Raw genomic sequence first — 20,469 nt, 5'->3', positions numbered from 1 at the left:
CGCGCCCCTTGCGGGGCGCTTCAGTACCCCTGGTTCGGCGGGTACTGCTGGTTCTGCCGGCCGTAGCCCTGGGGGTACTGCTGGGCGTACGGCTGCTGCGGGGGCTGCTGGCCGTAGTACTGCTGGTCGGAGCCGTACTGCTGGTCCTGGTTGCCGTACTGCTGGCCCTGGTTGCCGTACTGCTGGTCCTGGTTGCCGTACTGCTGCTGGGGCTGGGGCTGGTCGTCGGACGTGATGCGGCGGAGTTGGGTCGTCGCGTCGTCCATCAGCGGGGGCTGGGGCCGGTGCCGGTCGGGGGCCGGGGTCTCGGCCGCCGCGCGCTTCTTCTTGGCGCGCTCTCGCAGGTACTCGATGATGATCGGGACCAGCGAGACGAAGATGATCAGAACGAGGATCCCCTCGACGTTCGTCCTGATGAAATCGATCTGGCCGAGCCAGTAGCCCGCGAGAGTGACGCCGGTGCCCCAGGCGATGCCGCCGACGACGTTGTACGTGAGGAACGTGCGGTACTTCATGCGGCCCGCGCCCGCCACGATGGGGGCGAAGGTGCGGACGATCGGCACGAAGCGGGCGAGGACGATCGCCTTGGGGCCGTACCGCTCCATGAACTCGTGGGCCTTGTCCAGGTTCTCCTGCTTGAAGAGCTTGGAGCCCGGCCGGTTGAAGAGCTTCGGGCCGAGGAACTTGCCGATCATGTAGCCGACCTGGTCACCGATGACGGCGGCCAGGACGATGAGCGTGCAGACCAGCCACAGGGGCTGGCTGATGTACTGGCCCTGGGCCACGAAGAGGCCCGCCGTGAACAGCAGCGAATCGCCGGGCAGGAACGCGAAGAGGCCGGACTCGGCGAAGACGACCAGCAGGATGCCGGGGAGGCTGAAGGTCTCGATCAGATAGTTCGGGTCGAGCCACTCGGGGCCGAGCGCGAGCGTGGTCACGGGATTGTGGCTCCTGCTGGGAGGGGGCGGGCGGGGCAGCGGGCTGCTCAAGAATTATCAACGCTGCACCGGCGGCCCAGGTTCCATGGACCCCCTCAGGATGCACTGTGCCCCTGCCGGGACAAAGCTGTGAGTCATGGGCATCGAAGAGTACGGCGGTGGACAGGGGCCCCGGCCCGACGTTCTGGTCGTGACGACGAACGACGTTCCCGGCCACCGCGTCACAGAGGTTCTCGGTGAGGTCTTCGGGCTGACGGTGCGCTCGCGTCACCTCGGCAGTCAGATCGGCGCCGGGCTGAAGTCACTGGTCGGCGGTGAGCTCCGGGGCCTCACCAAGACGCTGGTGGAGACCCGCAACCAGGCCATGGAGCGGCTCGTCGAACAGGCACGCGCGCGTGGCGCGAATGCGGTGCTGATGTTCCGGTTCGACGTGACGGAGGCGGCGGACGTGGGCACCGAGGTGTGTGCCTACGGGACCGCGGTGGTCCTGGCCCGGGAGTGACCCGTACGGGTCCCGGGCCAGGACCCTTATGCGGTGTGGCGGTCGGCGTTCGCGACGATCGCTTCCCTCAGGTGCTCGGCGAGACCCGGGTGCATGGCGTCGTAGAACGCCTTGAAGCGCTCGTCGGAGACGTACATCTCGCCGAAGCACCGGTGCATCTCGTAGGGGACCTCGAAGTAGTACCTGCTGATGTGCTGCCGGTGTTCCTCGGCGAGGTCCATGGCCGCCTCGCCGGACGGCTGCTCGCCGGCCGCCACGAGGGCCGCGTACCGCTCGCCCCAGTCGTCGACCTCGGCCTGGATGCGCTTCCAGTCCTCCTTGGTGTACGTGGCGGCGCGGCGCTGGGACTCGGCGTACGCCTCGGTGTTGCCCCAGCGCGCCTCCGCCTCCTCGCGGTACTGCTCGGGGTCCTTGTCCCCGAAGACCTCGAAGCGCTCCTCCGGCGTCAGATTGATCCCCATCGTGCGTGCCTCCATGGCGTGCTCCACGGCCGCCGCCATCTTCCGCAGCTTCTCGATCCGGGCGGTCAGCAGCTCGTGCTGCCGGCGCAGGTGCGCGCGCGGGTCCGCGTCCGGGTCGTCGAGCAGCGCGGCGACCTCCTCGAGCGGGAAGCCGAGCTCGCGGTAGAACAGGATCTGCTGCAGCCGGTCGAGGTCGGCGTCGCTGTAGCGCCGGTGGCCCGCGTGGCTGCGCTCGCTGGGCACGAGCAGGCCGATGTCGTCGTAGTGGTGCAGGGTGCGCACCGTCACTCCGGCGAAGCCGGCGACCTGTCCCACGGAGTAGCTCACTTCCGCTCCCTTCTCGGTACGCACTCCACGGTGAGCCCTCACGTCGCGTGAGGTGCAAGCCCGGTGGCCCGGATCTACCGTCGTATGTATGCCACTGCATCGCGGGAACAGCGAAACACCGGACGACCGGGGTGGCGGCCGAAGGCTCGCCGTCAACCCCTTCTACGGCGAGGCGAATCCGCTCGGCGACATGACCGAGGCCCCGCCCACGCACCGGCTGCCCGACACTCCCCTGGCCCCCTCCACGGCGTACCAGCTGGTCCACGACGAGCTGATGCTGGACGGCAACTCCCGGCTCAACCTGGCCACCTTCGTCACCACCTGGATGGAGCCGCAGGCCGGGGTGCTGATGGCGGAGTGCCGGGACAAGAACATGATCGACAAGGACGAGTATCCGCGCACCGCCGAGCTGGAGAAGCGGTGCGTGGCGATGCTCGCCGATCTGTGGCACGCACCGGACCCGGCGGCGGCCGTGGGCTGTTCGACGACCGGGTCGAGCGAGGCGTGCATGCTGGCCGGGATGGCACTGAAGCGGCGCTGGGCGCGCCGCAACGCCGACCGGTATCCGTCCCGGGACGCCCGCCCGAATCTGGTCATGGGCGTCAACGTCCAGGTGTGCTGGGAGAAGTTCTGCACGTTCTGGGAGGTGGAGGCCCGGCTCGTGCCCATGGAGGGCGAGCGGTTCCATCTAGATCCGCAGGCGGCGGCCGAGCTGTGCGACGAGAACACCATCGGGGTCGTCGGGATCCTCGGCTCCACCTTCGACGGCTCGTACGAGCCGATCGCGGAGCTGTGTGCCGCCCTGGACGGTCTGCAGCAGCGGACCGGGCTCGACATCCCCGTCCATGTCGACGGCGCGTCCGGCGCCATGGTGGCGCCGTTCCTCGACGAGGACCTGGTGTGGGACTTCCGGCTGCCGCGGGTCGCCTCGATCAACACTTCGGGGCACAAGTACGGCCTGGTCTACCCGGGTGTCGGCTGGGCGCTGTGGCGGGACGAGGAGGCGCTGCCCGAGGAACTGGTGTTCCGCGTCAACTACCTGGGCGGCGACATGCCGACCTTCGCACTGAACTTCTCGCGGCCCGGCGCCCAGGTCGTCGCGCAGTACTACTCGTTCCTGCGGCTGGGCCGGGAGGGCTACCGGGCCGTGCAGCAGGCCTCGCGGGACGTGGCCGGGAAGGTCGCCGACGCCGTGGAGAAGCTCGGTGACTTCCGGTTGCTGACCCGGGGCGACGAGCTGCCCGTCTTCGCTTTCACGACGGCCCCGGACGTGCGGGCGTACGACGTCTTCGACGTCTCCCGGCGGCTGCGCGAGAGGGGCTGGCTGGTCCCGGCGTACACCTTCCCGCCGAACCGCGAGGACCTGTCCGTCCTGCGGGTCGTCTGCCGCAACGGCTTCTCCGCCGACCTCGCCGAACTGTTCGTGGAGGACCTGACCCAGTTGCTGCCGGAGCTGCGCCGGCAGCCGCATCCCCTGACGCAGGACAAGGGGGTGGCCACCGGCTTCCATCACTAGGTCGGGCTACTGGGTGGCCGTCAACGGCTCAGGCGCGCGAACCGGCGTACGGCGAGCGGGAAGAACACCGCCAGGAGCAGCAACGGCCATACGATCGCCGCCCCGAGGCTCTCGGTGCCGGTACCGCCGAACAGTTCCCGTACGGCCGTCGCCGTATGGGACATCGGGTTCCACTCGACGGCCGTGCCCAGCCAGCCGGGCATGGACCCGGGGAGGGCGAGGGCGTTGGACAGGAAGCCGATCGGCCAGACCAGGATCTGCACCGCCTGCACCATCTCGGGCTTCCCGGCCAGCAGCGCCAGGTGGATGCCGATCCACAGCATGGCGAAGCGGAAGAGCAGGAGGAGTCCGACGGCGCCGAGGAAGGCCCCGGGGCCGCCGTCCGCGCGCCAGCCGAGGGCGTGGCCGACGCCCATGAGGACGAGCAGGGCCAGCGCCGACTGGAGCATGTCGGCCGCCGAACGGCCCACCAGGACCGCCCCGTTGGCCATCGGCATCGACCGGAAGCGGTCGATCACGCCCTTGTTGAGGTCCTGGGTGACCGCGATCATCGTGCCCTCCAGGCCGAAGGCCATGGTGAGCGCGAGCATGCCGGGGACGAGGTAGTCGATGTAGGAGCCCTCGACGCCCCGGCCGCCGCCGATGAGGTAGCCGAACATCAGCAGCAGCATCACGGGGAAGACCAGGTTGACGACGACCTGCACGGGCTGCCGCGCCCAGTGGGCGAGTTCACGGCGGGTCATGGTCCAGGAGTCGCTGAGTGCGTAGGTGATCATGCCGGCTCCTTCGCTCGGTGCTCGTCTCCGGTGAGGTGCAGGAACACCTCGTCCAGCGTCGGACGGCGCAGTACGACGTCCTCCGCCTCGATTCCGGCCTCCTCCAGGGCGCGTACGACGCCGGAGAGGGCCGCCATCCGGTCGGTGACCGGGGCGCTGAGCAGGCGGCGGTCGGGGTCGACCGAGACGCCGGCGGCCGGGAATGGCAACAGGGCGACCGCCGCGCCCAGTTGGCCGGCGTCGCGGACGACCACGTCGATGCGGTCGCCGCCGGTCAGCGCCTTCAGCTCGTCGGCCGTGCCGCCGGCGACGACCCGTCCGGCGTCCACGACCGAGATGCGGTCGGCGAGCTGGTCGGCCTCTTCGAGGTACTGCGTGGTGAGCAGGACCGTGGTACCGCCGCCCACCAGAGAACGGACCGACGACCAGACCTCGGCGCGGCCGCGCGGGTCGAGGCCGGTCGTGGGCTCGTCCAGAAAGAGCACATCCGGATCGGTGATCAAGGATGCGGCCAGGTCGAGGCGGCGCCGCATGCCGCCGCTGTACTGCTTGACCGGCTTGCGGCCGGTGTCGGTGAGGCCGAAGCGCTCCAGGAGCTCGTCGGCACGCACGCGCGAGGGGCGGGCGCCGAGGCGGTACAGGCGGCCGAACATCTCGAGGTTCTGGCGGCCGCCGAGCTCCTCGTCCAGGGCCGCGTGCTGGCCGAGGAGGCCGATGCGCAGGCGGACCTCGTACGCCTGGCGCACCACATCGTGCCCCGCCACCTCGATGCGGCCCGCGTCCGGGCGCAGCAGGGTGGACAGGACGCGGACCAGGGTCGTCTTGCCGGCGCCGTTCGGGCCGAGCACTCCGTGCACCGTGCCGCGTTCGACCTGCAGATCGAGTCCGTCCAGTGCCTTCTTGTCGCCGTACTTCTTCTGTGCGCCTTCGACGATGATCGCCGTGTCGGCCACGGGAACCCCCTCGCTAGTCAAACTTGACTACCTGCTCGAAGGTAGACCCCGCCGACCCGTTGGTCAAACTTGATTAGCGAGCGTCCTCGGGATGGGACTCCCCCGTCGCATACGGATTCTCCTGGCCCTCGGCCAACACACCCACGAACGGATTCCCCTCGTCGGCGAACGTGTAGGCGCCGCCCTCGACGCGCTCGATCAGGCCGCGGGTCCACTCGCCCTCGGAGTCCGCGGTGTGGACCCACATGTTCATGATCTCGCCGATGTGTCCCAGCTGCTCGGGACCGTCCTCCGGCACATAGTGCTCCAGGACCGAGGCCCGCCACTCCTCGATCCGCCGGGTCCGCTCCTTCAGCAGCGTCACCGCCTCGGCCCGCGGCAGGTCGACGAAGAAGCCGATCGCCGCGGTCTTCATGTCCCCCCGCTGGTCGTAGGTGACCAGCGCGTCACGCAGCAGCCGGAAGTACTCCTCGGTGCCCCGCTCGGTGACCTCGTACTCCGTGCGCGGCGGTCCGCCGGCCGTGGACGGCGCGATCTCGTGCGCGTGCAGCAGCCCCTGCTTCGCCATCTGCTTCAGGGCGTGGTAGATCGAGCCGGGCTTGGCGTTGGACCACTCGTGGGCGCCCCAGTACTCCAGGTCGCCCCGCACCTGGTAGCCGTGGGCGCGGCCGTGCATACGGACCGCGCCGAGCACTAGGAGACGGATCGCTGACATGCGGTCCAGGTTAGAACGGGAAGCCGCTGCGCCCGTGCTGCACCGAGATCCACTTGATCGTCGTGAACGCGTCCAGCATCGTCTCGCCGTTCAGGCGGCCGAGACCGGAGTGCTTCTCGCCGCCGAAGGGGACGATCGGCTCGTCGTGGACCGTGCCGTCGTTCACATGGAACATGCCGGTGTCGATCTGCTTGGCGAAGTTCACGCCCCGCTCGATGTTCCCGGTGTGGACGGCGCCGCTCAGGCCGTACGGGGTGTCGTTGACCAGGCGTACGGCCTCCTCCTCGCCGTCGAAGGGGACGAGGAAGGCGACCGGGCCGAAGACCTCCTGACGCAGGAGGGCCGAGTCGGCCGGGAGGCCGGTCAGGACGGACGGCTCGACCAGGTTGTCCGTCGTCGTGCCGTGCACCAGGGCCGTCGCGCCCTCGGCGATCGCCTGCTCGACCGTTGCAGAAATCGCCTCCGCCTGCGAGGAGTTGATCACCGGGCCGATGACGGTCTCCGAGTCGCGCGGGTCGCCCGTCTTGAGGGTCCTGACCTTGGCGACGAACTTCTCGGTGAACTCGTCGGCGATCGAACGGTCCACGAGGACCCGGTTCGCGGCCATGCAGACCTGGCCCTGGTGGACGTACCGGCTGAAGACCGCCGCGTCGACCGCGTAGTCGATGTCGGCGTCGTCGAGGACCACCAGTGCGCTGTTGCCGCCGAGTTCGAGGACCGAGCGCTTGAAGTGGGAGGCGCAGACGGTGGCGACATGGCGGCCGACCTTGTCCGAGCCGGTGAAGGAGATGACCTTCGGGACCGGGTGCTCCAGGAAGGCGTCGCCGATCTCCGCGATGTCGGTGATGACGACGTTGAGCAGGCCGGCCGGCAGGCCCGCGTCCTCGAAGATCTTCGCGACCAGGGAGCCGCCGCAGACCGGAGTGTTCTGGTGGGGCTTGAGGACCACGGCGTTGCCGAGCGCGAGGGCCGGGGCGACCGACTTGATCGAGAGGAGGAACGGGAAGTTGAAGGGGCTGATGACGCCCACGACGCCGACCGGGACGCGGTAGACGCGGTTCTCCTTGCCGTCCGTCGGAGAGGGGATGATCTTGCCCTCGGGGCGCAGGGCCAGGTGGATCGCCTCGCGCAGGAACTCCTTGGCGAGGTGGAGTTCGAAGGCCGCCTTCAGCCGGGTGCCGCCGAGCTCGGCGATGATCACCTCGGCGAGCTCCTGCTCGCGGTCCTCGATCAGACGCAGCGCCTTCTCGAAGACGGCGCGGCGGGCGTACGGATTGGTCGCGGACCACTGCTTCTGGGCGCGGGCGGCCGCCCGGTAGGCCTGATCCACCTCGTCGACCGTGGCTATGGTGATCGACGCCAGCTTCTCGCCGTCGTACGGGTTGAAGTCGATGATGTCCCAGGAGCCGGTGCCCGGGCGCCATTCACCGTCGATGTACTGCTGAGCCAGGTCGGTGAAGTACGACGACATGTGATCCCTCATCCGTAGCAGCCACCCCGATCAACTTGATCGACTTGATCAACTTCACGGTCTGATCACACGTCATCGTACTTGCGTTTCAAGTGAGTTGGGTGGCTCCGCCGGTGAACGAAGGGGAATCCCTAGGAAAGCTGGAGAAGGCCCCGCAGCAGGTCCCGGCTCTCGTCCGGTCCGGGGCTGTCCTGCTGGAGCTCCTTCAGCGCCTTCTCGTACTGGGTGACGTCCTCGTGCTTGTCGAGGTAGAGCGCGCTGGTGAGCTGTTCCAGGTAGACGACGTCCGAGAGGTCCGACTCCGGGAAGCTGAGGATGGTGAAGGCGCCGGACTCGCCGGAGTGGCCGCCGAAGCTGAACGGCATGACCTGCAGCCGTACGTTCGGGTGCTCGGAGACCTCGATGAGGTGCTGGAGCTGGCCGCGCATGACCTCGCGGTCGCCGTAGGGGCGGCGCAGGGCGGCCTCGTCCAGGACGATGTGGAACTCGGGAGCGTTCTCGGAGACGAGGTACTTCTGCCGCTCCAGGCGCAGCGCCACGCGCCGCTCGACGTCCGCCTCGCTGGCGCCCTTCATGCCGCGCCGCACGACCGCGCGGGCGTATTCCTCGGTCTGCAGCAGGCCGTGCACGAACTGCACCTCGTAGACCCGGATGAGGCTGGCGGCGCCCTCCAGGCCGACGTAGGTGGGGAACCAGCTGGGCAGGACGTCCGAGTAACTGTGCCACCAGCCCGCGACGTTGGCCTCGCGGGCGAGGGAGAGGAGCGAGTTGCGTTCCTGCTCGTCCGTGATGCCGTACAGCGTCAGCAGGTCTTCGACGTCCCGTGTCTTGAAGCTCACCCGGCCCAACTCCATCCGGCTGATCTTCGACTCGGAGGCGCGGATCGAGTAACCCGCCGCCTCGCGCGTGATCCCGCGTGCTTCCCGCAGTCGCCTCAGTTGCGAGCCGAGCAGCATGCGCCGCACCACCGATCCGGGCTCTCCCGCGCTCACGTTCGCCAGCCTCCCCAACCGTCTCCAGGGCCCGCAGTCTGCCACTAAATCACTTCGAGCAGTACTCGTCCGATTACAGAGATGGAAAGAAGACAAGGATTCCTGTCAGGGAGCCGTGACGGAGGGGATACGGAAAGCAAGGAGAGGCACGGAAGTTGGCGGAAAAAATGGCCAAGAAGCGGTACGGGAACGTCCAATTCGGTCACGTGCACGTGCATCTGCCCTTGCATCTGCTCTGCGCATCCGAAACCATGGTCCCGCGCAACCGCTGCATCGCAACGACCGCGAATTCCCGGGAGTGCCTCGCATGGGGACGAATGGATCGACCATGCTCGAGCCGTTACGGCAGGGCCTTCCGCCGCTGGATCCCGCAGCCGTGTCCAGCGCCGCCTCCTGTGCTCTGCCGGCCCGCTACGAAGCGGTGCGTGAGGCGCGGAAGTTCACCCGGCGCACTCTTGACCAGTGGCAGTTGGGGTATCGCTTCGACGACGTCTGCCTCGTGGTCTCGGAGTTGGTGACCAACGCCTTGCGGCATGCGCTGCCGGCGAGCGCGCAGCGCATACCCGAGCAGACGCCGCCCGTGCGCTTGCATCTGATGCGGTGGACCGAGCGGCTGGTGTGCGCGGTGCGCGATCCCAGTCACGAGAGCCCGGTCGCGCGTGACTCCGACGACTTCTCGGCCGAGTCCGGTCGGGGGTTGTTCCTTGTCGACTCCTTCAGTGACGGCTGGGGATGGCATCCGCTGGCGGGGACGCTCAGCGGGAAGGTCGTATGGGCGCTGTTCCGCGTCCAGGGGCCGTCGGAGGGTGGGGCGGCTTCGGGCTCGGGCACCGCTTCGGGCTCGGGTTCGGCCTCGACGGACTGATACTGCGCGGCGTTTGCTGACGCCGCGGTTCTACGCGCGTTGCGCGGGGCTGGGGCGGTTCTTACGGTACGAAAGGCGCCGATCGCCCCGGTTCTGTCAGCCGACGATCAGGTGGTCGAACTCGCCGTCCTTGATGCCCAGGAGCATCGCCTCGATCTCGGCGCGCGTGTAGACGAGGGCGGGGCCGTCCGGGAAGCGCGAGTTGCGTACGGCCACGTCTCCGCCGGGGAGTCGGGCGAACTCGACGCAGGAGCCCTGCGAGTTGCTGTGCCTGCTCTTCTGCCAGGCCACGCCGGTCAGAGCCGTGGCTGCCATGCCGTTGTACACGTCGTGGTCCACAGGTCGCTCCCCGGTGGTGCGGTGGCTTCTAGGCCATTGATGCGAGAGGTGGTGCAGCGGGTGGTGCCGCTGGTGGTGCAGTGGTCAACTGCTCCCGGATCATAGCTTTGTTCACGTGCAGCTGCAGGAGCAGATGCACGTGCACGCGGGGGGTTCCTGCGGTTACTCCTGTGACGTACGCGGCCCCATATGCGTTCCAGCGCATGCCCCAGGCATCGCATCACATGCGTGCATTAGCAAGAGACGCGTTCGGGGGCGTTCTTGTTCCACGCCAAGTGACGTTGTGTGAAACGTAGTTGGGCGTGTGCGGGTAGCGCCTGCAGCATCGTCGCGGGTCGGGGCCGCGCCAGGGTGTGACCCGGCTACGGCAGAAACGGGCCATGGGATGATCTTGGTCTGGGTCTCGTCGCCCGACTCACCGGCGAGAACGATCATGGTCGTAAGCGGGGATGATCAGGTCGGGCTGGATCTGCTGGTGGCGTGGCAGGGTTCACGGGTGCTCGTACGGGGCGGGTGCGTCGGTTGTCTGCGGGCGTGATCCCAGTCGGCCCGGACCTCGTCTCGTGAGTCGTCGATGGCTGGGCCCGTCGGTCAGTCGACGCCTTCGACGATGCGGAAGTCCCGCTCGAAGCCGTCGGGGAGGGCCACCAGCGCCTTCTGGTAGGCCTCGCTCTCGTATGCCGCGACGGCCTGTTCAAAGCTGTCGAACTCGATCAGAACGACGCGTTCGGTGATTCCGGCCTCGTGGGCGACGACTCGACCGAAATTGGACAGGACGCGCCCGCCCCCAGCCCGGACAGCCGGACCCGCCAGCTCGTTGTAGGCAGTCAGCCCCTCAGGGTCGGAAATGGCGGGGTAGACGCTGACCCAGTAGCCCTTGGCCATGGAAACCTCCTGCGTTCAGCCGGACATGGCCGACTTCGAATTGATGTTCAGGTTGATCGATCCCGGCGACGGAGGGCCGGGCATCGGTGAGGACGTGACGATCCGGCCTGGTGCGGCTCTGCCACCCGCGACTGCCGGAGACGGAAACAAAGGCCTCCCGGTCGACGGGGTCGGCCATGGCGGGCATTCCAGCCCGTCCTCGCAAGGAGGAGACACGGCCCCAGCGCCGTGACCGCACGCGGGCAGTTCCGTCTCGGGAGTGAAGAAGCGCACCTGGAGCACGGGCTGCCCGATCCCCCTCCTGTCTGCCGGATCGCGGTCATCCGAGAGGAAGACGGCATGCGAGGCGCCGACCAGGGCAGGCACGAGGCGGCGCTCGCCATCGGTCAACGGTCTGCCGGCCCGCCTCCAGGGCGTCTCGTCCACGACTGCCGTCGGACTGCCTCCACGGCCCTCACGCAGGCATGCGTGGACGATCGTGACGGGCAGGTCGTCGTGGCCGGCAGGCCGGGTAGGGCGCGTCATCGAGTGCGGGGCGGGAAGTCGGCGAAGCGTGGTGCGCCGGGCTCGTTCGGTATGCGAGCAGTGCGGGCGGCGAAGCCGACGGCGTGATACCACCCGGGCCCGGCTGTCCGGCATTCGTCGGCGGGACCGCCGTGCACCAGCGAAGTCGCCTGCTCGTGAGTGAGGCCGACTCGCTCGGCGAACGTCAACGACTCGTAGCGACCCCACTCGCGCATGGCGCCGGCCATCGGGAGGCTTCTGGCGAACATCCGGAACAGCCCGATCGGTGGGGCCTCTCCGGGCATCATGCCCGCGAGCAGTGCGCCGACCTGGTCGGTATCCGGCGGTTCCAGCAGGGCTATCCGCGGCATCGGCTCTCCCGTCGAGCTCGTTTCGAAATTAGAAACGCCGGACGGATGTTAGTGTTTCGAATACCGAAACACAAGGAGGCGTATGTCAACGCCGCGCCCAGGAACACCGGTTCGTGGATCGACGACCGGCCGACCGATCATGGCCGCGATGGACCTGTTCGGCCGCCGGTGGGCGCTGCGAATTCTCTGGGAGCTCCGTTCGGGCCCGCTCGGCGCCCGCGCGCTGTTGGCACGGTGCGAAGGCATGTCGTCCAGCGTCCTCTACCAGCGGCTCCGCGAACTCGCATCGAGCGGGATCATCGCCCCTTCGGCCGATGGCTACGAGCTCACCCGGCTGGGGACAGCACTCGGTCACGCCCTCCGTCCGCTCGACGAATGGGCGGCCATCTGGGCGCAGGAGCAAGAACACCACGATCAGGAGCCCACGCAGACCTGAAGATGACGCCCCACCGGGTTGGCAGTGATGTGACAGCCCCCGACTCGTGGACACATGGACAAACGCGGCCTGCGAAAAGCCAGTTCGTGAGCGGAGTATTCGCCGAAGCGGCGACTGTGCTCGGTCAGATACGGCGAGACCTGCGCCAGGTCCTCCGGGTCGATGTCCAACCCTTCGGCCTGCAGCCGGCGCACGATCTCGGCGATGTCGAGCGCGCTGTGGAAGATCACCGCGTTGGACAGCAGCGCGTTGAATTTCGCGGTCTTCTCCTGCTCGACGGGGTCGTTGTCGGCGATCACGCCGCCGTTGCCGAAGCCGACCCACTGGGAGAACCGGTTGAACGACTCGCCCTTGTGCGTCGCCGCGTGGACGAGGCCCCTTCAGGGCCGAAGCGGGGGTCCGGGGGCCGCAGGCCCCCGGCACGGCCCCGAAGGGGCCTCGGTCAGCGGCCGGTGTACGGGAGGAGGGCCATCTCGCGGGCGTTCTTGATGGCCTGGGCCAGTTGGCGTTGCTGTTGGGCCGTTACCCGGGTGACGCGGCGGCTTCGGATCTTGCCTCGGTCGGAGATGAACTTTCGGAGGAGGTCGGTGTCCTTGTAGTCGATGTAGGTGATGCCGGCCTGGTCCAGGGGATTGGGGCGGGCTTTCGCCGGCTTGCGGGCGGACGTGCGGGGCATGGGGTCAGACCTCCAGGAGGGTGTCGAAGGCGGGCGGGAGTTGTTTCCAGGCGTCGCGGCCGGCGGCGTACTCGGCGTCCGTGAGGAGGCAGGACTCGAGGAGGTGGGTCAGGCCGTCGCGGTCGAGACCGGGGGACGTGAAGACCAGGTGCTGGCAGCAGTCGCCGTGCTCGGGGTGCCAGTCCAGCGCGGCGGCGGCACGGCGGACCGGCGGGACCATGTCCCAGGCCGCGTCGGGCAGGGAGGCGAGCCAGGGGCCCGCGCTCTCCACGCACAGGGCGCCGCCCGCCGCGTCCCAGTGCAGGAGGACGTCGGGTTTGTCGGCCAGCCAGAAACGGCCCCGGCTGCGGGCTGCCGCGCAGGTCAGGTCCTCCAGCGCCGAGTACAGCCGCTCGGGGTGGAAGGGGCGGCGGCGGTGCCAGACGAGGGTGGAGACGCCGTGTGCGTCCGCCTCGGCGGGGAGCAGGGCGCACGCCGGATGCTGGGCCGCAGCGGCCGATTCGACGTCGAAGCCGGCCAACGCCGCCTGAGCGAGGAGAGAAAGGGGGCGGCGACGCGGGGGCGGAACCATCAGGTCGTCGGCTGCGGCGCCGGGGGCCGACGCTGCCGCCGGGCCGCCCCCGGTGATCGGGACCTGGCGGGCGGTCGGGTGGAGCTGGGCGAGCAGTTCGCGGTCCTCGTCGTCGGCCTCCGGGGAGTCGGCGAGGGCGAGCACCGGGGCGTACTCCAGCTGCCGCGCGAAGGTGTCGGCGACCGTGCGCTGGTCGGTCGCCGCGGCCGCCAGGCCGCCCTCGGCCAGGTCGTCGCCGTTGCCCAGGTACGGCAGGACCAGCGCCGGGTCGACCGCGGTGATCACGCCGGTGACCGTCAGCCCGCCGGCCGTGACCACCTCGGCCATGGCCTTGGGCTCCACCGAGTCCCACAGTTCGACGACCGCCATGCGGGTGCCGCCCGCGTCCCGGATGCGCAGCAGCTCCGGCACCAGGTCCTCGCGCAGGGCGCAGCAGGCGCAGTCGTTCACGAGGGGCGCCTCGCCGGCGCTGACGATGCCGGTGGCGTCTCGGATCGTACGGACGACCGTGCCGGCGGCGGCCGTCGCCAGGTCGTGGTGGAGTACGACGCTGTCGGGGACGTCGGCGAGCAGCTGGTCCACGGTCGCCCTGCGGGCGTCGGCGTGCAGGCCGCCGACGATCACGACGGAGAGCTCGGGCACCTCGTCAGCCCTGCTTTCCGTAGCGGCGCTCGAAGCGCTCCACGCGGCCGGCCGTGTCCAGGACGCGGGCCGTGCCCGTGTAGAAGGGGTGGCTGACGTTCGAGATCTCGACGTCGACGACCGGGTAGGTGTTGCCGTCCTCCCACTCGATCGTCTTGCCGGTCGGTACGCCGGCCAGGGTCGAGCGGGTCAGGAACGCGTGGCCCGCGGCTCGGTCGCGGAAGACGACGGGGCCGTAGGAGGGGTGGATTCCCTTGCGCATGACGGTCCTCAGCGCTCCTCTCGGAAGTCGACGTGGCGGCCGGCGACCGGGTCGTGCTTGCGCAGGGTCATGCGGTCCGGGTCGTTGCGGCGGTTCTTGCGGGTCACGTAGGTGTAGCCGGCGGTGGACCGGAGCTTGATGACCGGACGGAGTTCGTTGCGTGCCATGCTGCTATCTTACTGAAAATGAATTCCATTAACAGCTACGAGCGAGGAGAGGTTGGTCACCCGTGTCCGCCCACTGCATGCTGACCGGCGCCCGGCCCGGCTTCGGCAACACCATTTCCCACTCCCACCGGCGGACCTCCCGCCGCTTCGACCCCAACATCCAGACCAAGCGCTACTGGCTGCCGAGCGAGGGCCGGTATGTGCGGCTGCGGCTGAGCGCCAAGGGCATCAAGACCGTCGACGTCATCGGCGTCGAGGCGGCCGTCGCCCGTATCCGCGCGCGGGGAGTGAGGGTCTGATGGCCAAGAAGAGCAAGATCGCGAAGAACGGGAAGCGGCAGGAGATCGTCGCGCGGTACGCCGAGCGGCGGGCCGAGCTGAAGGAGATCATCCGCAGGCCGTCGTCCAGCGACGCCGAACGGCTCGCCGCGCAGCGCGAGTTGCGCAGGCAGCCGCGGGACGCCAGCGCCACGCGGGTGCGCAACCGGGACCAGGTGGACGGGCGGCCGCGCGGGTACTTCCGTGCCTTCGGACTGTCCCGGGTGTCGCTGCGGGAGCAGGCGCACGCCGGGTATCTGCCGGGCGTGCGCAAGTCGTCCTGGTAGGTCCGGCACGTTCCGGGGCCGCCGGGGGACTGCCTGGTAACTTGCTGCGGTCGTTTCGGTCAGATGGCCGATTCGGCCGTATGCCGACCGCTACAGCTTGGGAGCTACCAGTGATCTCGGCGACTTTCTCGCGTACGCGCACGATGCCGGGCCGGCGGATGCGGGTCGCGGCCGTGGCCGCCTCGCTTGCGGGTGCGCTCGCCCTCACCGCGTGCAGCGGCGACGGCGGCTCCGACTCCGACTCCGCCTCCACGGACGACTCCAGTCCCTCCGCGACCGCCAGTGCCGACACCGGCGGCGGGACCGGCGGGCCGGCCTCCGCGGCCGGTGAGCTGGAGGGCAACTGGCTCGCCACCACCGGCGGCAAGGCGGTGGTGCTCATGGTCAACGGCACGCAGGCAGGGCTCTTCGCGACCGGCGGGACCGTGTGCAGCGGGACCGCCGGCGAGCAGGGCGGGATGCGGATGATCCGCCTGAAGTGCACCGGCGGCGGCAAGGACCGGGCGTCCGGGACGGTCGACTCCGTCGGCAAGACGTCGCTGAAGGTGACGTGGGAGGGCGGACTCGGTACGGAGACGTACACCAAGGCGGAGGGCGGCAAGCTGCCGCCGGGGCTGCCCACGGCCGTTCCGGGGTCGTGACGCCGGATGCGGTGACCGCACGCGATCATCGACGTCACAGCCTTGCCGACGTCACTCCCCGAAGGACACCATGCGCGCCACCTCCCTCACCGTCGCCGCCCTCGCCGCGGCCCTCCTCCTGACCGCCTGCGACGACGGCGGGGACGGCGGAGGCACGGACAACAGCCAGGCCGGCAAGGCCGGTTCCGCCTGCCGGATCGGCGGCATGGCCGTGCAGGTCGGGCCCGCCAACGCCGCCCCGGCCGCCGGGGACACCGGCAACGTGCCCGTCACCCTCACCAACAAGGGCCCCCGGTGCACGCTGCGGGGCTTCCCGGGCGTCGACCTGTACGCCTCCGACAGGTCGGCCAACCTCCTGCCGCAGGAGGGCGCCAAGGCCGTGAAGCTGACCCTGGACGAGGGCACCGCGGCCAGGTTCGTCATCACCTACGAGCGCGGCGAGGCCGGCGGCAAGGACACCCTGGACGCGAAGACGCTGAAGATCGGCCTGCCGGGGGCGACGACCCAGCAGAGCTACAAGTGGTCGTACGGACCGGTCCAAGGTGAGGACAACCCGGGCGTCCTCAAGGCCTCGGTCAGCGCTTTCGCGCAGGCCGGGGACTGAGCCGGGGGCGGCCTTCCACCTGCGCCCGGTCGGCCGCCTGCGCACCCTCCACCCAGCCCGCCTCGTCGGTGACGCCGCGCAGGCGGGTCGTGGTCGTCTCCGGGAACATGCGGTCCAGGCGGTCGGTGACCGCGACCTCGCGGGAGGCGAGGACCGGGAGCAGGTCCTGGGTGACCTGGGTCTGTGCCGCCGCGGCCAGGCGGGTGCCCGTGCGGTGGGCGTAGGCCGCCAGGAACGACTGGCGGAAGGTCTTGGTGCGCTTGCGGCCGCCCGCGCGCTGGGCCGCCTCCGCCTTCGTCAGCGCGGTCTGGGCCTGCACGAGGAGCGAGGTGTAGAGGAGCTCGACCGCCTCCAGATCGGCTTCGAAGCCGACGACCGTGGAGAAGCCGAAGGGTTCGTTCCACACGGCACGGCAGTGGTTGGCGGTCGCCACCGCGTCCAGCAGGACGGCCTTCGCCTGCTCGTACGGCGGCTCCACGCCGATCCGGCAGGCGCCCGGGGCGTCCTTCGCGGTGTGCTCGCGGGTCGCGATCAGCGCCTCGTCGATGCTGTGCCGGGCCATCAGCTCCTGCGCCTTGGCGCTGAGCGCCTCCGCCTCCTCGGGGAAGCCGGTCGCCTCCGCCTTCGCCAGGAGCGCGCGGATGCGGGTGAGCATGCGTGACTCGGGCCGGGCGGCCTCGCCGGCCGGCCCGGCCGCCTCCTCCAGGGGCTCCAGCGCGGGCAGGCCCAGCAGGAGGCGGTACAGCTCCAGGACGGCGGTCGCGTGCGAGAAGCGGTCGGTGCGGGGCGGGGCCTCGGTGGGCAGGTCGTCGAGCTGCGCCGTCCAGCGGGGGCCACGGGGGCGGTCGTACGGCTGCTGCGCGCGGATCAGCGCCGAGAGCAGTCGTACGTGGACGTCGTCCAGGTCGCGCCGCACGAGCCGTACGACGTCGGCGGGCTGCCAGCCGCGCCGCCAGGCGGCCGCCACGAACTCCTGTCCGCGCCGGGCGAGTTCGGCGTCCGTGGCGGGGTCGGCGGCGAGGAGGGAGGCGCCGGTGTCGAGGGCGGTGTGGCCGGTGTCGTAGAGGGCGGCCTCGAAGGCGCGGTCGACGGTGCTGGGCGTGCTCACCAAGGGATGGTAATTGCGTTGTGGGAGGAGGAGGACCGCCCCTACGTTCCGCCGTCATGGAGTCCATGGAGCAGATCCGCCCCGTCCGCTTCGACCACCCCGACGCCGTGAGACTGTCCGCCCTCGCGCAGGCCGAGTACATGCGGCGTTACGGATACGACGACATGACCCCGCTGCACCCGGGCCACTTCGACCCGCCGCACGGCCTGTTCCTCATCGCGCACCTCGGCGACAAGGCCGTGGCGTGCGGCGGCTGGCGTGCGCAGGAAGAGGACGAGGAGGGGTACGCGGACGGCGATGCCGAGGTCAAGCGCATGTACGTGGCGCCCGAGGCCAGAGGGCGGGGGCTCGCCCGCCGTGTTCTGCGAGCGCTGGAGGAGAGCGCGCGGGCGGCCGGGCGGATCCGGATGGTCCTGGAGACGGGCACTCCCCTGCCGGAGGCCATGGCGCTCTACACCTCAAGCGGGTATGAGCCGACGGCCAACTTCGGGCCGTATCGCGGCTATTCCGACAGTCGCTGCTTCGCCAAGAGGCTATGACGACCCTGTCAACCACGGGTTGACACTCCCGGAGTGTCAACCTACGGTTGACACATGTCGACGAACCCGAGCATCACGTCATCCGTACGTCTCGACGAACTCATCGCGGCCATCAAGAAGGCCCACCACGAACCCCTCGACCAGCTCGAGGACGCGGTGATCGCCGCTGATCACCTCGGCGACGTGGCCGACCACCTGATCGGGCACTTCGTGGACCAGGCACGGCGGTCGGGGGCCTCCTGGACCGACATCGGCAAGAGCATGGGCGTCACCCGGCAGGCCGCGCAGAAGCGGTTCGTGCCGAAGGAGTCGACCGACCTCGACCCCAGCCAGGGCTTCCAGCGGTACACCCCCCGTGCCCGCAACGTGGTCATGGCCGCCCACAACGAGGCCGTCGCCGCCCGCAACGCCGAGGGCCGCCCCGAACACCTCGTCCTCGGCCTGCTGGCCGAACCGGAGGGCCTGGCCGCCAAAGCCGTCGCCGCGCAGGGTGTCCTCCTGGACACCGTTCGGCAAGCGGCCACCGCCGCGCTGCCGCCGGCCGTCGAGGAGGCACCGGACCTCGTCCCGTACGGCTCCGACGCCAAGAAGGTCCTGGAACTGACCTTCCGCGAGGCCCTGCGCCTGGGCCACAACTACATCGGCACCGAGCATCTCCTGCTCGCCCTGCTGGAGTTCGAGAACGGCGAGGGAGTCCTGTCGGGCCTCGGCCTGACCAAGGCCGCGACGGAGGAGTACCTCGCCGCGGCACTCGCCACGCTGAAGATGACGTTCACCGAGGAGGGCGGGGTGCAGAGCTGAAGCCGTTGTCAGACCCGGGTGCCACACTCGCTTCCATGACCGACCGGTGGGCGCTCGCTCCGGCCGAGGACGGCGGCGTGGAGCTCGCCCCCCTCGGTCCGGACGGGCTGCTCGCCGGGCCGGTGCGGCGGGAGGCGGACCCGGCCGAGGCCGTGCGCGGGCGGCCGGAGGTCACGCGGTGGGTGTGGCGGTCCACCGCCGAGGTCTATCCCCGCCTGCTCGCCGCGGGGGTGCGAGTGGAGCGGTGCTACGACATCGAGGACGCCGAGACCCTCCTGCTCGGCCACGAGGGGCGGTACGGGGAGCCGAGATCGGCCGCCGCCGCCCTCGCCCGGCTGCGGGGCGGGCCGGTACCGCCCGATCCGCCCCAGCGTGCGGCCGAACCGGGCTCACAGTCCTCGCTCTTCGAGCCCCAGGCGGTGCACGTCCCGCTCGCCGACCTCGTCGAGGTCTACGCCGACCAGCAGCGCCGGCACGACAGGGCCGCGCACCCCGAGCGGATGCGGCTGCTGACGGCGGCCGAGTCGGCGGGCATGCTCGTCGCCGCCGAGATGAACCGGGCCGGGCTGCCGTGGAGCGCCGAGGTGCACCGCCGGGTGCTGCACGAGTTGCTGGGCGAGCGGTATGCCGGGGGCGGGGAGCCGCGGCGGCTGGCCGAGCTGGCGGACGAGGTGTCGGCGGCGTTCGGGCGCCGGGTGCGGCCCGATCTGCCGGCGGACGTCATCAAGGCCTTCGCACAGGCCGGGATCAGGATCAGATCGACCCGGCGCTGGGAGATCGAGTCCCTCGACCATCCGGCCGTGAAGCCGCTCGTCGAGTACAAGAAGCTGTACCGGATCTGGGTGGCCCACGGCTGGTCCTGGCTGCAGGACTGGGTGCGCGACGGGCGGTTCCGGCCGGAGTTCCTCGCGGGCGGCACGGTCACCGGCCGGTGGGTGACCAACGGCGGTGGCGCGCTGCAGATCCCGAAGGTCATCCGGCGGGCGGTCGTCGCCGACCCCGGCTGGCGGCTGGTCGTGGCGGACGCCGACCAGATGGAGCCGCGGGTGCTCGCCGCGATCTCCCGGGACCCCGGGCTGATGGAGGTGGCCGGGCGGGAGACGGACCTGTACCAGTCCGTCTCCGACCGCGCGTTCTCCGGCGATCGCGCGCAGGCCAAGCTCGCCGTGCTGGGTGCGGTCTACGGGCAGACCTCCGGCGACGGGCTCAAGAACCTCGCCGCGCTCAGACGCCGCTTCCCGAGGGCGGTGGCGTACGTCGACGACGCGGCGCGCGCCGGTGAGGAGGGGCGGCTCGTGCGCACGTGGCTGGGGCGGACCTGTCCGCCGGCGGCCGGGGCGACGGACGACGCGGCCGAGGAGGCGGGGATCCCGGTCCCGGACACCGGGGCCGAGCCGGCCGACGGCACCGGGCCGCAGGAGTGGGTGCCGGGCTACGCCTCCACCAACGCCCGCGCCCGCGGCCGCTTCGCGCGCAACTTCGTCGTCCAGGGCAGCGCCGCCGACTGGGCCCTGCTGATGCTCGCGGCGCTGCGGCAGGCCTGCGCGGGCATGGCGGCGGAACTGGTCTTCTTCCAGCACGACGAGGTGATCGTGCACTGTCCCGAGGAGGAGGCCGAGGCCGTCGTGGTGGCGATCCGCGAGGCGGCGGACCTGGCCGGGCGGCTGACGTTCGGACGGACGCCGGTGCGGTTTCCGTTCACCACCGCGGTGGTGGAGTGTTATGCCGATGCGAGGTGATCTGTGCAGGTGGGGAGGGACCGACCGAACGAACGACGCTCCCGCCGCACGAGGTTGACCGGAT

26 protein-coding genes and 1 pseudogene are annotated in these 20,469 nt (G+C 70.2%); 11 read left to right on the top strand and 16 right to left on the bottom strand.

Annotated elements, in window-relative coordinates; translation table 11 throughout:
• Positions 1-20: 20 nt before the first annotated feature.
• Positions 21-938, bottom strand: a complete 918-nt coding sequence (locus ACIBU0_RS09020; RefSeq protein ID WP_398813836.1) for a DedA family protein — start codon at positions 936-938, stop codon at positions 21-23.
• Positions 939-1,074: 136 nt separating this feature from the next.
• On the opposite strand from ACIBU0_RS09020, the gene ACIBU0_RS09015 reads away from it, so the two are divergent.
• Positions 1,075-1,440 carry a YbjQ family protein gene (locus ACIBU0_RS09015; protein ID WP_398813834.1) on the top strand — a complete coding sequence of 122 codons (366 nt, stop codon included), beginning with the start codon at positions 1,075-1,077 and terminating at the stop codon, positions 1,438-1,440.
• A gap of 26 nt (positions 1,441-1,466) precedes the next feature.
• On the opposite strand, the gene ACIBU0_RS09010 is transcribed toward ACIBU0_RS09015, so the two are convergent.
• Positions 1,467-2,228, bottom strand: a complete 762-nt coding sequence (locus ACIBU0_RS09010; RefSeq protein WP_398813831.1) for a MerR family transcriptional regulator — start codon at positions 2,226-2,228, stop codon at positions 1,467-1,469.
• Between the two features lie 88 nt (positions 2,229-2,316).
• Here ACIBU0_RS09010 and ACIBU0_RS09005 point away from each other — a divergent pair, with 88 nt between their 5' ends.
• Positions 2,317-3,744 carry a glutamate decarboxylase gene (locus tag ACIBU0_RS09005; RefSeq protein ID WP_398813828.1) on the top strand — a complete coding sequence of 476 codons (1,428 nt, stop codon included), beginning with the start codon at positions 2,317-2,319 and terminating at the stop codon, positions 3,742-3,744.
• A gap of 20 nt (positions 3,745-3,764) precedes the next feature.
• Here the strand turns inward: ACIBU0_RS09005 and ACIBU0_RS09000 are convergent, their stop codons facing one another.
• The 5 genes from ACIBU0_RS09000 to ACIBU0_RS08980 form a co-directional block, all read right to left on the bottom strand.
• Positions 3,765-4,520: an ABC transporter permease gene (locus ACIBU0_RS09000; protein WP_398813825.1), complete on the bottom strand. Its 756-nt coding sequence runs from the start codon at positions 4,518-4,520 to the stop codon at positions 3,765-3,767.
• Positions 4,517-5,473, bottom strand: coding sequence for an ATP-binding cassette domain-containing protein (locus ACIBU0_RS08995; protein WP_398813822.1), 957 nt, complete (start codon positions 5,471-5,473; stop codon positions 4,517-4,519). The genes ACIBU0_RS09000 and ACIBU0_RS08995 overlap by 4 nt, the downstream gene beginning before the upstream one ends.
• 73 nt (positions 5,474-5,546) lie before the next feature.
• Entirely contained in the window at positions 5,547-6,188 is a 642-nt protein-coding gene (locus ACIBU0_RS08990) for a PadR family transcriptional regulator (protein WP_398813818.1), read from the bottom strand.
• A 10-nt stretch (positions 6,189-6,198) separates the two neighbouring features.
• Positions 6,199-7,659 (bottom strand): aldehyde dehydrogenase family protein, encoded by a 1,461-nt coding sequence (locus tag ACIBU0_RS08985; RefSeq protein ID WP_398814032.1) that lies wholly within the window; start codon positions 7,657-7,659, stop codon positions 6,199-6,201.
• 131 nt (positions 7,660-7,790) lie between these two features.
• Entirely contained in the window at positions 7,791-8,615 is an 825-nt protein-coding gene (locus tag ACIBU0_RS08980) for a helix-turn-helix domain-containing protein (RefSeq protein ID WP_398814030.1), read from the bottom strand.
• A gap of 343 nt (positions 8,616-8,958) precedes the next feature.
• Here ACIBU0_RS08980 and ACIBU0_RS08975 point away from each other — a divergent pair, with 343 nt between their 5' ends.
• The gene (locus ACIBU0_RS08975; RefSeq protein ID WP_398813815.1) at positions 8,959-9,516 is read left to right on the top strand and encodes an ATP-binding protein; all 558 of its coding nucleotides are present in this window, start codon (positions 8,959-8,961) and stop codon (positions 9,514-9,516) included.
• A gap of 96 nt (positions 9,517-9,612) precedes the next feature.
• On the opposite strand, the gene ACIBU0_RS08970 is transcribed toward ACIBU0_RS08975, so the two are convergent.
• The 3 genes from ACIBU0_RS08970 to ACIBU0_RS08960 all read right to left on the bottom strand — a co-directional run bounded on the left by ACIBU0_RS08970 (position 9,613) and on the right by ACIBU0_RS08960 (position 11,615).
• Positions 9,613-9,831: a DUF397 domain-containing protein gene (locus tag ACIBU0_RS08970; RefSeq protein ID WP_398814027.1), complete on the bottom strand. Its 219-nt coding sequence runs from the start codon at positions 9,829-9,831 to the stop codon at positions 9,613-9,615.
• Positions 9,832-10,446: 615 nt separating this feature from the next.
• The gene (locus ACIBU0_RS08965) at positions 10,447-10,740 is read right to left on the bottom strand and encodes a DUF1330 domain-containing protein (protein WP_398813812.1); all 294 of its coding nucleotides are present in this window, start codon (positions 10,738-10,740) and stop codon (positions 10,447-10,449) included.
• A gap of 521 nt (positions 10,741-11,261) precedes the next feature.
• Positions 11,262-11,615, bottom strand: coding sequence for a hypothetical protein (locus ACIBU0_RS08960; RefSeq protein WP_398813809.1), 354 nt, complete (start codon positions 11,613-11,615; stop codon positions 11,262-11,264).
• A 139-nt stretch (positions 11,616-11,754) separates the two neighbouring features.
• Between ACIBU0_RS08960 and ACIBU0_RS08955 the strand changes: the two genes are divergently transcribed.
• Entirely contained in the window at positions 11,755-12,051 is a 297-nt protein-coding gene (locus ACIBU0_RS08955) for a winged helix-turn-helix transcriptional regulator (protein WP_398814024.1), read from the top strand.
• Here ACIBU0_RS08955 and ACIBU0_RS08950 read toward each other — a convergent pair.
• The 5 genes and pseudogenes from ACIBU0_RS08950 to rpmG all read right to left on the bottom strand — a co-directional run.
• Positions 12,030-12,410: pseudogene (locus ACIBU0_RS08950) on the bottom strand (Tn3 family transposase); the annotation flags it as partial. The gene ACIBU0_RS08955 and the pseudogene ACIBU0_RS08950 overlap by 22 nt on opposite strands.
• A gap of 83 nt (positions 12,411-12,493) precedes the next feature.
• Positions 12,494-12,727, bottom strand: a complete 234-nt coding sequence (rpsR, locus tag ACIBU0_RS08945) for a 30S ribosomal protein S18 (protein ID WP_398813806.1) — start codon at positions 12,725-12,727, stop codon at positions 12,494-12,496.
• A gap of 4 nt (positions 12,728-12,731) precedes the next feature.
• Positions 12,732-13,940, bottom strand: a complete 1,209-nt coding sequence (locus ACIBU0_RS08940) for a GTP-binding protein (RefSeq protein ID WP_398813803.1) — start codon at positions 13,938-13,940, stop codon at positions 12,732-12,734.
• Positions 13,941-13,944: 4 nt separating this feature from the next.
• Positions 13,945-14,202, bottom strand: a complete 258-nt coding sequence (locus ACIBU0_RS08935) for a type B 50S ribosomal protein L31 (RefSeq protein ID WP_398813800.1) — start codon at positions 14,200-14,202, stop codon at positions 13,945-13,947.
• An 8-nt stretch (positions 14,203-14,210) separates the two neighbouring features.
• A complete protein-coding gene (gene rpmG / locus ACIBU0_RS08930; RefSeq protein ID WP_398813797.1) occupies positions 14,211-14,369 on the bottom strand; it encodes a 50S ribosomal protein L33 in 159 nt (52 codons plus the stop codon).
• A 62-nt stretch (positions 14,370-14,431) separates the two neighbouring features.
• Between rpmG and rpmB the strand changes: the two genes are divergently transcribed.
• From rpmB to ACIBU0_RS08910, 4 genes are all read left to right on the top strand, one after another.
• The gene (gene rpmB, locus ACIBU0_RS08925; protein ID WP_398813794.1) at positions 14,432-14,668 is read left to right on the top strand and encodes a 50S ribosomal protein L28; all 237 of its coding nucleotides are present in this window, start codon (positions 14,432-14,434) and stop codon (positions 14,666-14,668) included.
• On the top strand, positions 14,668-14,973 hold the full coding sequence (rpsN, locus tag ACIBU0_RS08920) for a 30S ribosomal protein S14 (protein WP_398813791.1): 306 nt from the start codon (positions 14,668-14,670) through the stop codon (positions 14,971-14,973). Before rpmB ends, rpsN begins: the two co-directional genes overlap by 1 nt.
• A gap of 158 nt (positions 14,974-15,131) precedes the next feature.
• Positions 15,132-15,614 carry a hypothetical protein gene (locus ACIBU0_RS08915; protein ID WP_398814021.1) on the top strand — a complete coding sequence of 161 codons (483 nt, stop codon included), beginning with the start codon at positions 15,132-15,134 and terminating at the stop codon, positions 15,612-15,614.
• Between the two features lie 70 nt (positions 15,615-15,684).
• Positions 15,685-16,218 (top strand): DUF4232 domain-containing protein, encoded by a 534-nt coding sequence (locus ACIBU0_RS08910; protein WP_398813788.1) that lies wholly within the window; start codon positions 15,685-15,687, stop codon positions 16,216-16,218.
• On the opposite strand, the gene ACIBU0_RS08905 is transcribed toward ACIBU0_RS08910, so the two are convergent.
• A complete protein-coding gene (locus tag ACIBU0_RS08905) occupies positions 16,190-17,326 on the bottom strand; it encodes a DUF2786 domain-containing protein (RefSeq protein WP_398813784.1) in 1,137 nt (378 codons plus the stop codon). The genes ACIBU0_RS08910 and ACIBU0_RS08905 overlap by 29 nt on opposite strands.
• A 56-nt stretch (positions 17,327-17,382) precedes the next feature.
• On the opposite strand from ACIBU0_RS08905, the gene ACIBU0_RS08900 reads away from it, so the two are divergent.
• The 3 genes from ACIBU0_RS08900 to ACIBU0_RS08890 are packed head-to-tail and all read left to right on the top strand — an operon-like array spanning position 17,383 to position 20,405.
• On the top strand, positions 17,383-17,865 hold the full coding sequence (locus ACIBU0_RS08900; RefSeq protein WP_398813781.1) for a GNAT family N-acetyltransferase: 483 nt from the start codon (positions 17,383-17,385) through the stop codon (positions 17,863-17,865).
• A 54-nt stretch (positions 17,866-17,919) separates the two neighbouring features.
• Positions 17,920-18,666: a Clp protease N-terminal domain-containing protein gene (locus ACIBU0_RS08895; protein WP_398813778.1), complete on the top strand. Its 747-nt coding sequence runs from the start codon at positions 17,920-17,922 to the stop codon at positions 18,664-18,666.
• 35 nt (positions 18,667-18,701) lie between these two features.
• Entirely contained in the window at positions 18,702-20,405 is a 1,704-nt protein-coding gene (locus tag ACIBU0_RS08890) for a bifunctional 3'-5' exonuclease/DNA polymerase (protein WP_398813775.1), read from the top strand.
• Positions 20,406-20,469: the final 64 nt, after the last annotated feature.

The organism is Streptomyces sp. NPDC049627, assembly GCF_044465645.1.
GTDB lineage: Bacteria > Actinomycetota > Actinomycetes > Streptomycetales > Streptomycetaceae > Streptomyces.
The sequence above is the reverse complement of the archived record's forward strand: the minus strand, read 5'-3'. Positions and strand labels throughout refer to the sequence as shown.

Bases quoted from the DNA above. Each gene is read 5' to 3' on its own strand.
- ACIBU0_RS08970 (WP_398814027.1), bottom strand. From the start codon at position 9,831: ATGGCAGCCACGGCTCTGACCGGCGTGGCCTGGCAGAAGAGCAGGCAC.
- ACIBU0_RS08910 (WP_398813788.1), top strand. From the start codon at position 15,685: ATGCGCGCCACCTCCCTCACCGTCGCCGCCCTCGCCGCGGCCCTCCTC.
- ACIBU0_RS08955 (WP_398814024.1), top strand. From the start codon at position 11,755: ATGGCCGCGATGGACCTGTTCGGCCGCCGGTGGGCGCTGCGAATTCTC.
- ACIBU0_RS09005 (WP_398813828.1), top strand. From the start codon at position 2,317: ATGCCACTGCATCGCGGGAACAGCGAAACACCGGACGACCGGGGTGGC.
- ACIBU0_RS09015 (WP_398813834.1), top strand. From the start codon at position 1,075: ATGGGCATCGAAGAGTACGGCGGTGGACAGGGGCCCCGGCCCGACGTT.
- ACIBU0_RS08990 (WP_398813818.1), bottom strand. From the start codon at position 6,188: ATGTCAGCGATCCGTCTCCTAGTGCTCGGCGCGGTCCGTATGCACGGC.
- ACIBU0_RS08960 (WP_398813809.1), bottom strand. From the start codon at position 11,615: ATGCCGCGGATAGCCCTGCTGGAACCGCCGGATACCGACCAGGTCGGC.
- ACIBU0_RS08915 (WP_398814021.1), top strand. From the start codon at position 15,132: ATGCGGGTCGCGGCCGTGGCCGCCTCGCTTGCGGGTGCGCTCGCCCTC.
- ACIBU0_RS08985 (WP_398814032.1), bottom strand. From the start codon at position 7,659: ATGTCGTCGTACTTCACCGACCTGGCTCAGCAGTACATCGACGGTGAA.
- rpsR (WP_398813806.1), bottom strand. From the start codon at position 12,727: ATGCCCCGCACGTCCGCCCGCAAGCCGGCGAAAGCCCGCCCCAATCCC.
- ACIBU0_RS08895 (WP_398813778.1), top strand. From the start codon at position 17,920: ATGTCGACGAACCCGAGCATCACGTCATCCGTACGTCTCGACGAACTC.
- rpmG (WP_398813797.1), bottom strand. From the start codon at position 14,369: ATGGCACGCAACGAACTCCGTCCGGTCATCAAGCTCCGGTCCACCGCC.
- ACIBU0_RS08900 (WP_398813781.1), top strand. From the start codon at position 17,383: ATGGAGTCCATGGAGCAGATCCGCCCCGTCCGCTTCGACCACCCCGAC.
- ACIBU0_RS08965 (WP_398813812.1), bottom strand. From the start codon at position 10,740: ATGGCCAAGGGCTACTGGGTCAGCGTCTACCCCGCCATTTCCGACCCT.
- ACIBU0_RS08935 (WP_398813800.1), bottom strand. From the start codon at position 14,202: ATGCGCAAGGGAATCCACCCCTCCTACGGCCCCGTCGTCTTCCGCGAC.
- rpsN (WP_398813791.1), top strand. From the start codon at position 14,668: ATGGCCAAGAAGAGCAAGATCGCGAAGAACGGGAAGCGGCAGGAGATC.
- ACIBU0_RS08980 (WP_398814030.1), bottom strand. From the start codon at position 8,615: ATGCTGCTCGGCTCGCAACTGAGGCGACTGCGGGAAGCACGCGGGATC.
- ACIBU0_RS08890 (WP_398813775.1), top strand. From the start codon at position 18,702: ATGACCGACCGGTGGGCGCTCGCTCCGGCCGAGGACGGCGGCGTGGAG.
- ACIBU0_RS08975 (WP_398813815.1), top strand. From the start codon at position 8,959: ATGGGGACGAATGGATCGACCATGCTCGAGCCGTTACGGCAGGGCCTT.
- ACIBU0_RS09000 (WP_398813825.1), bottom strand. From the start codon at position 4,520: ATGATCACCTACGCACTCAGCGACTCCTGGACCATGACCCGCCGTGAA.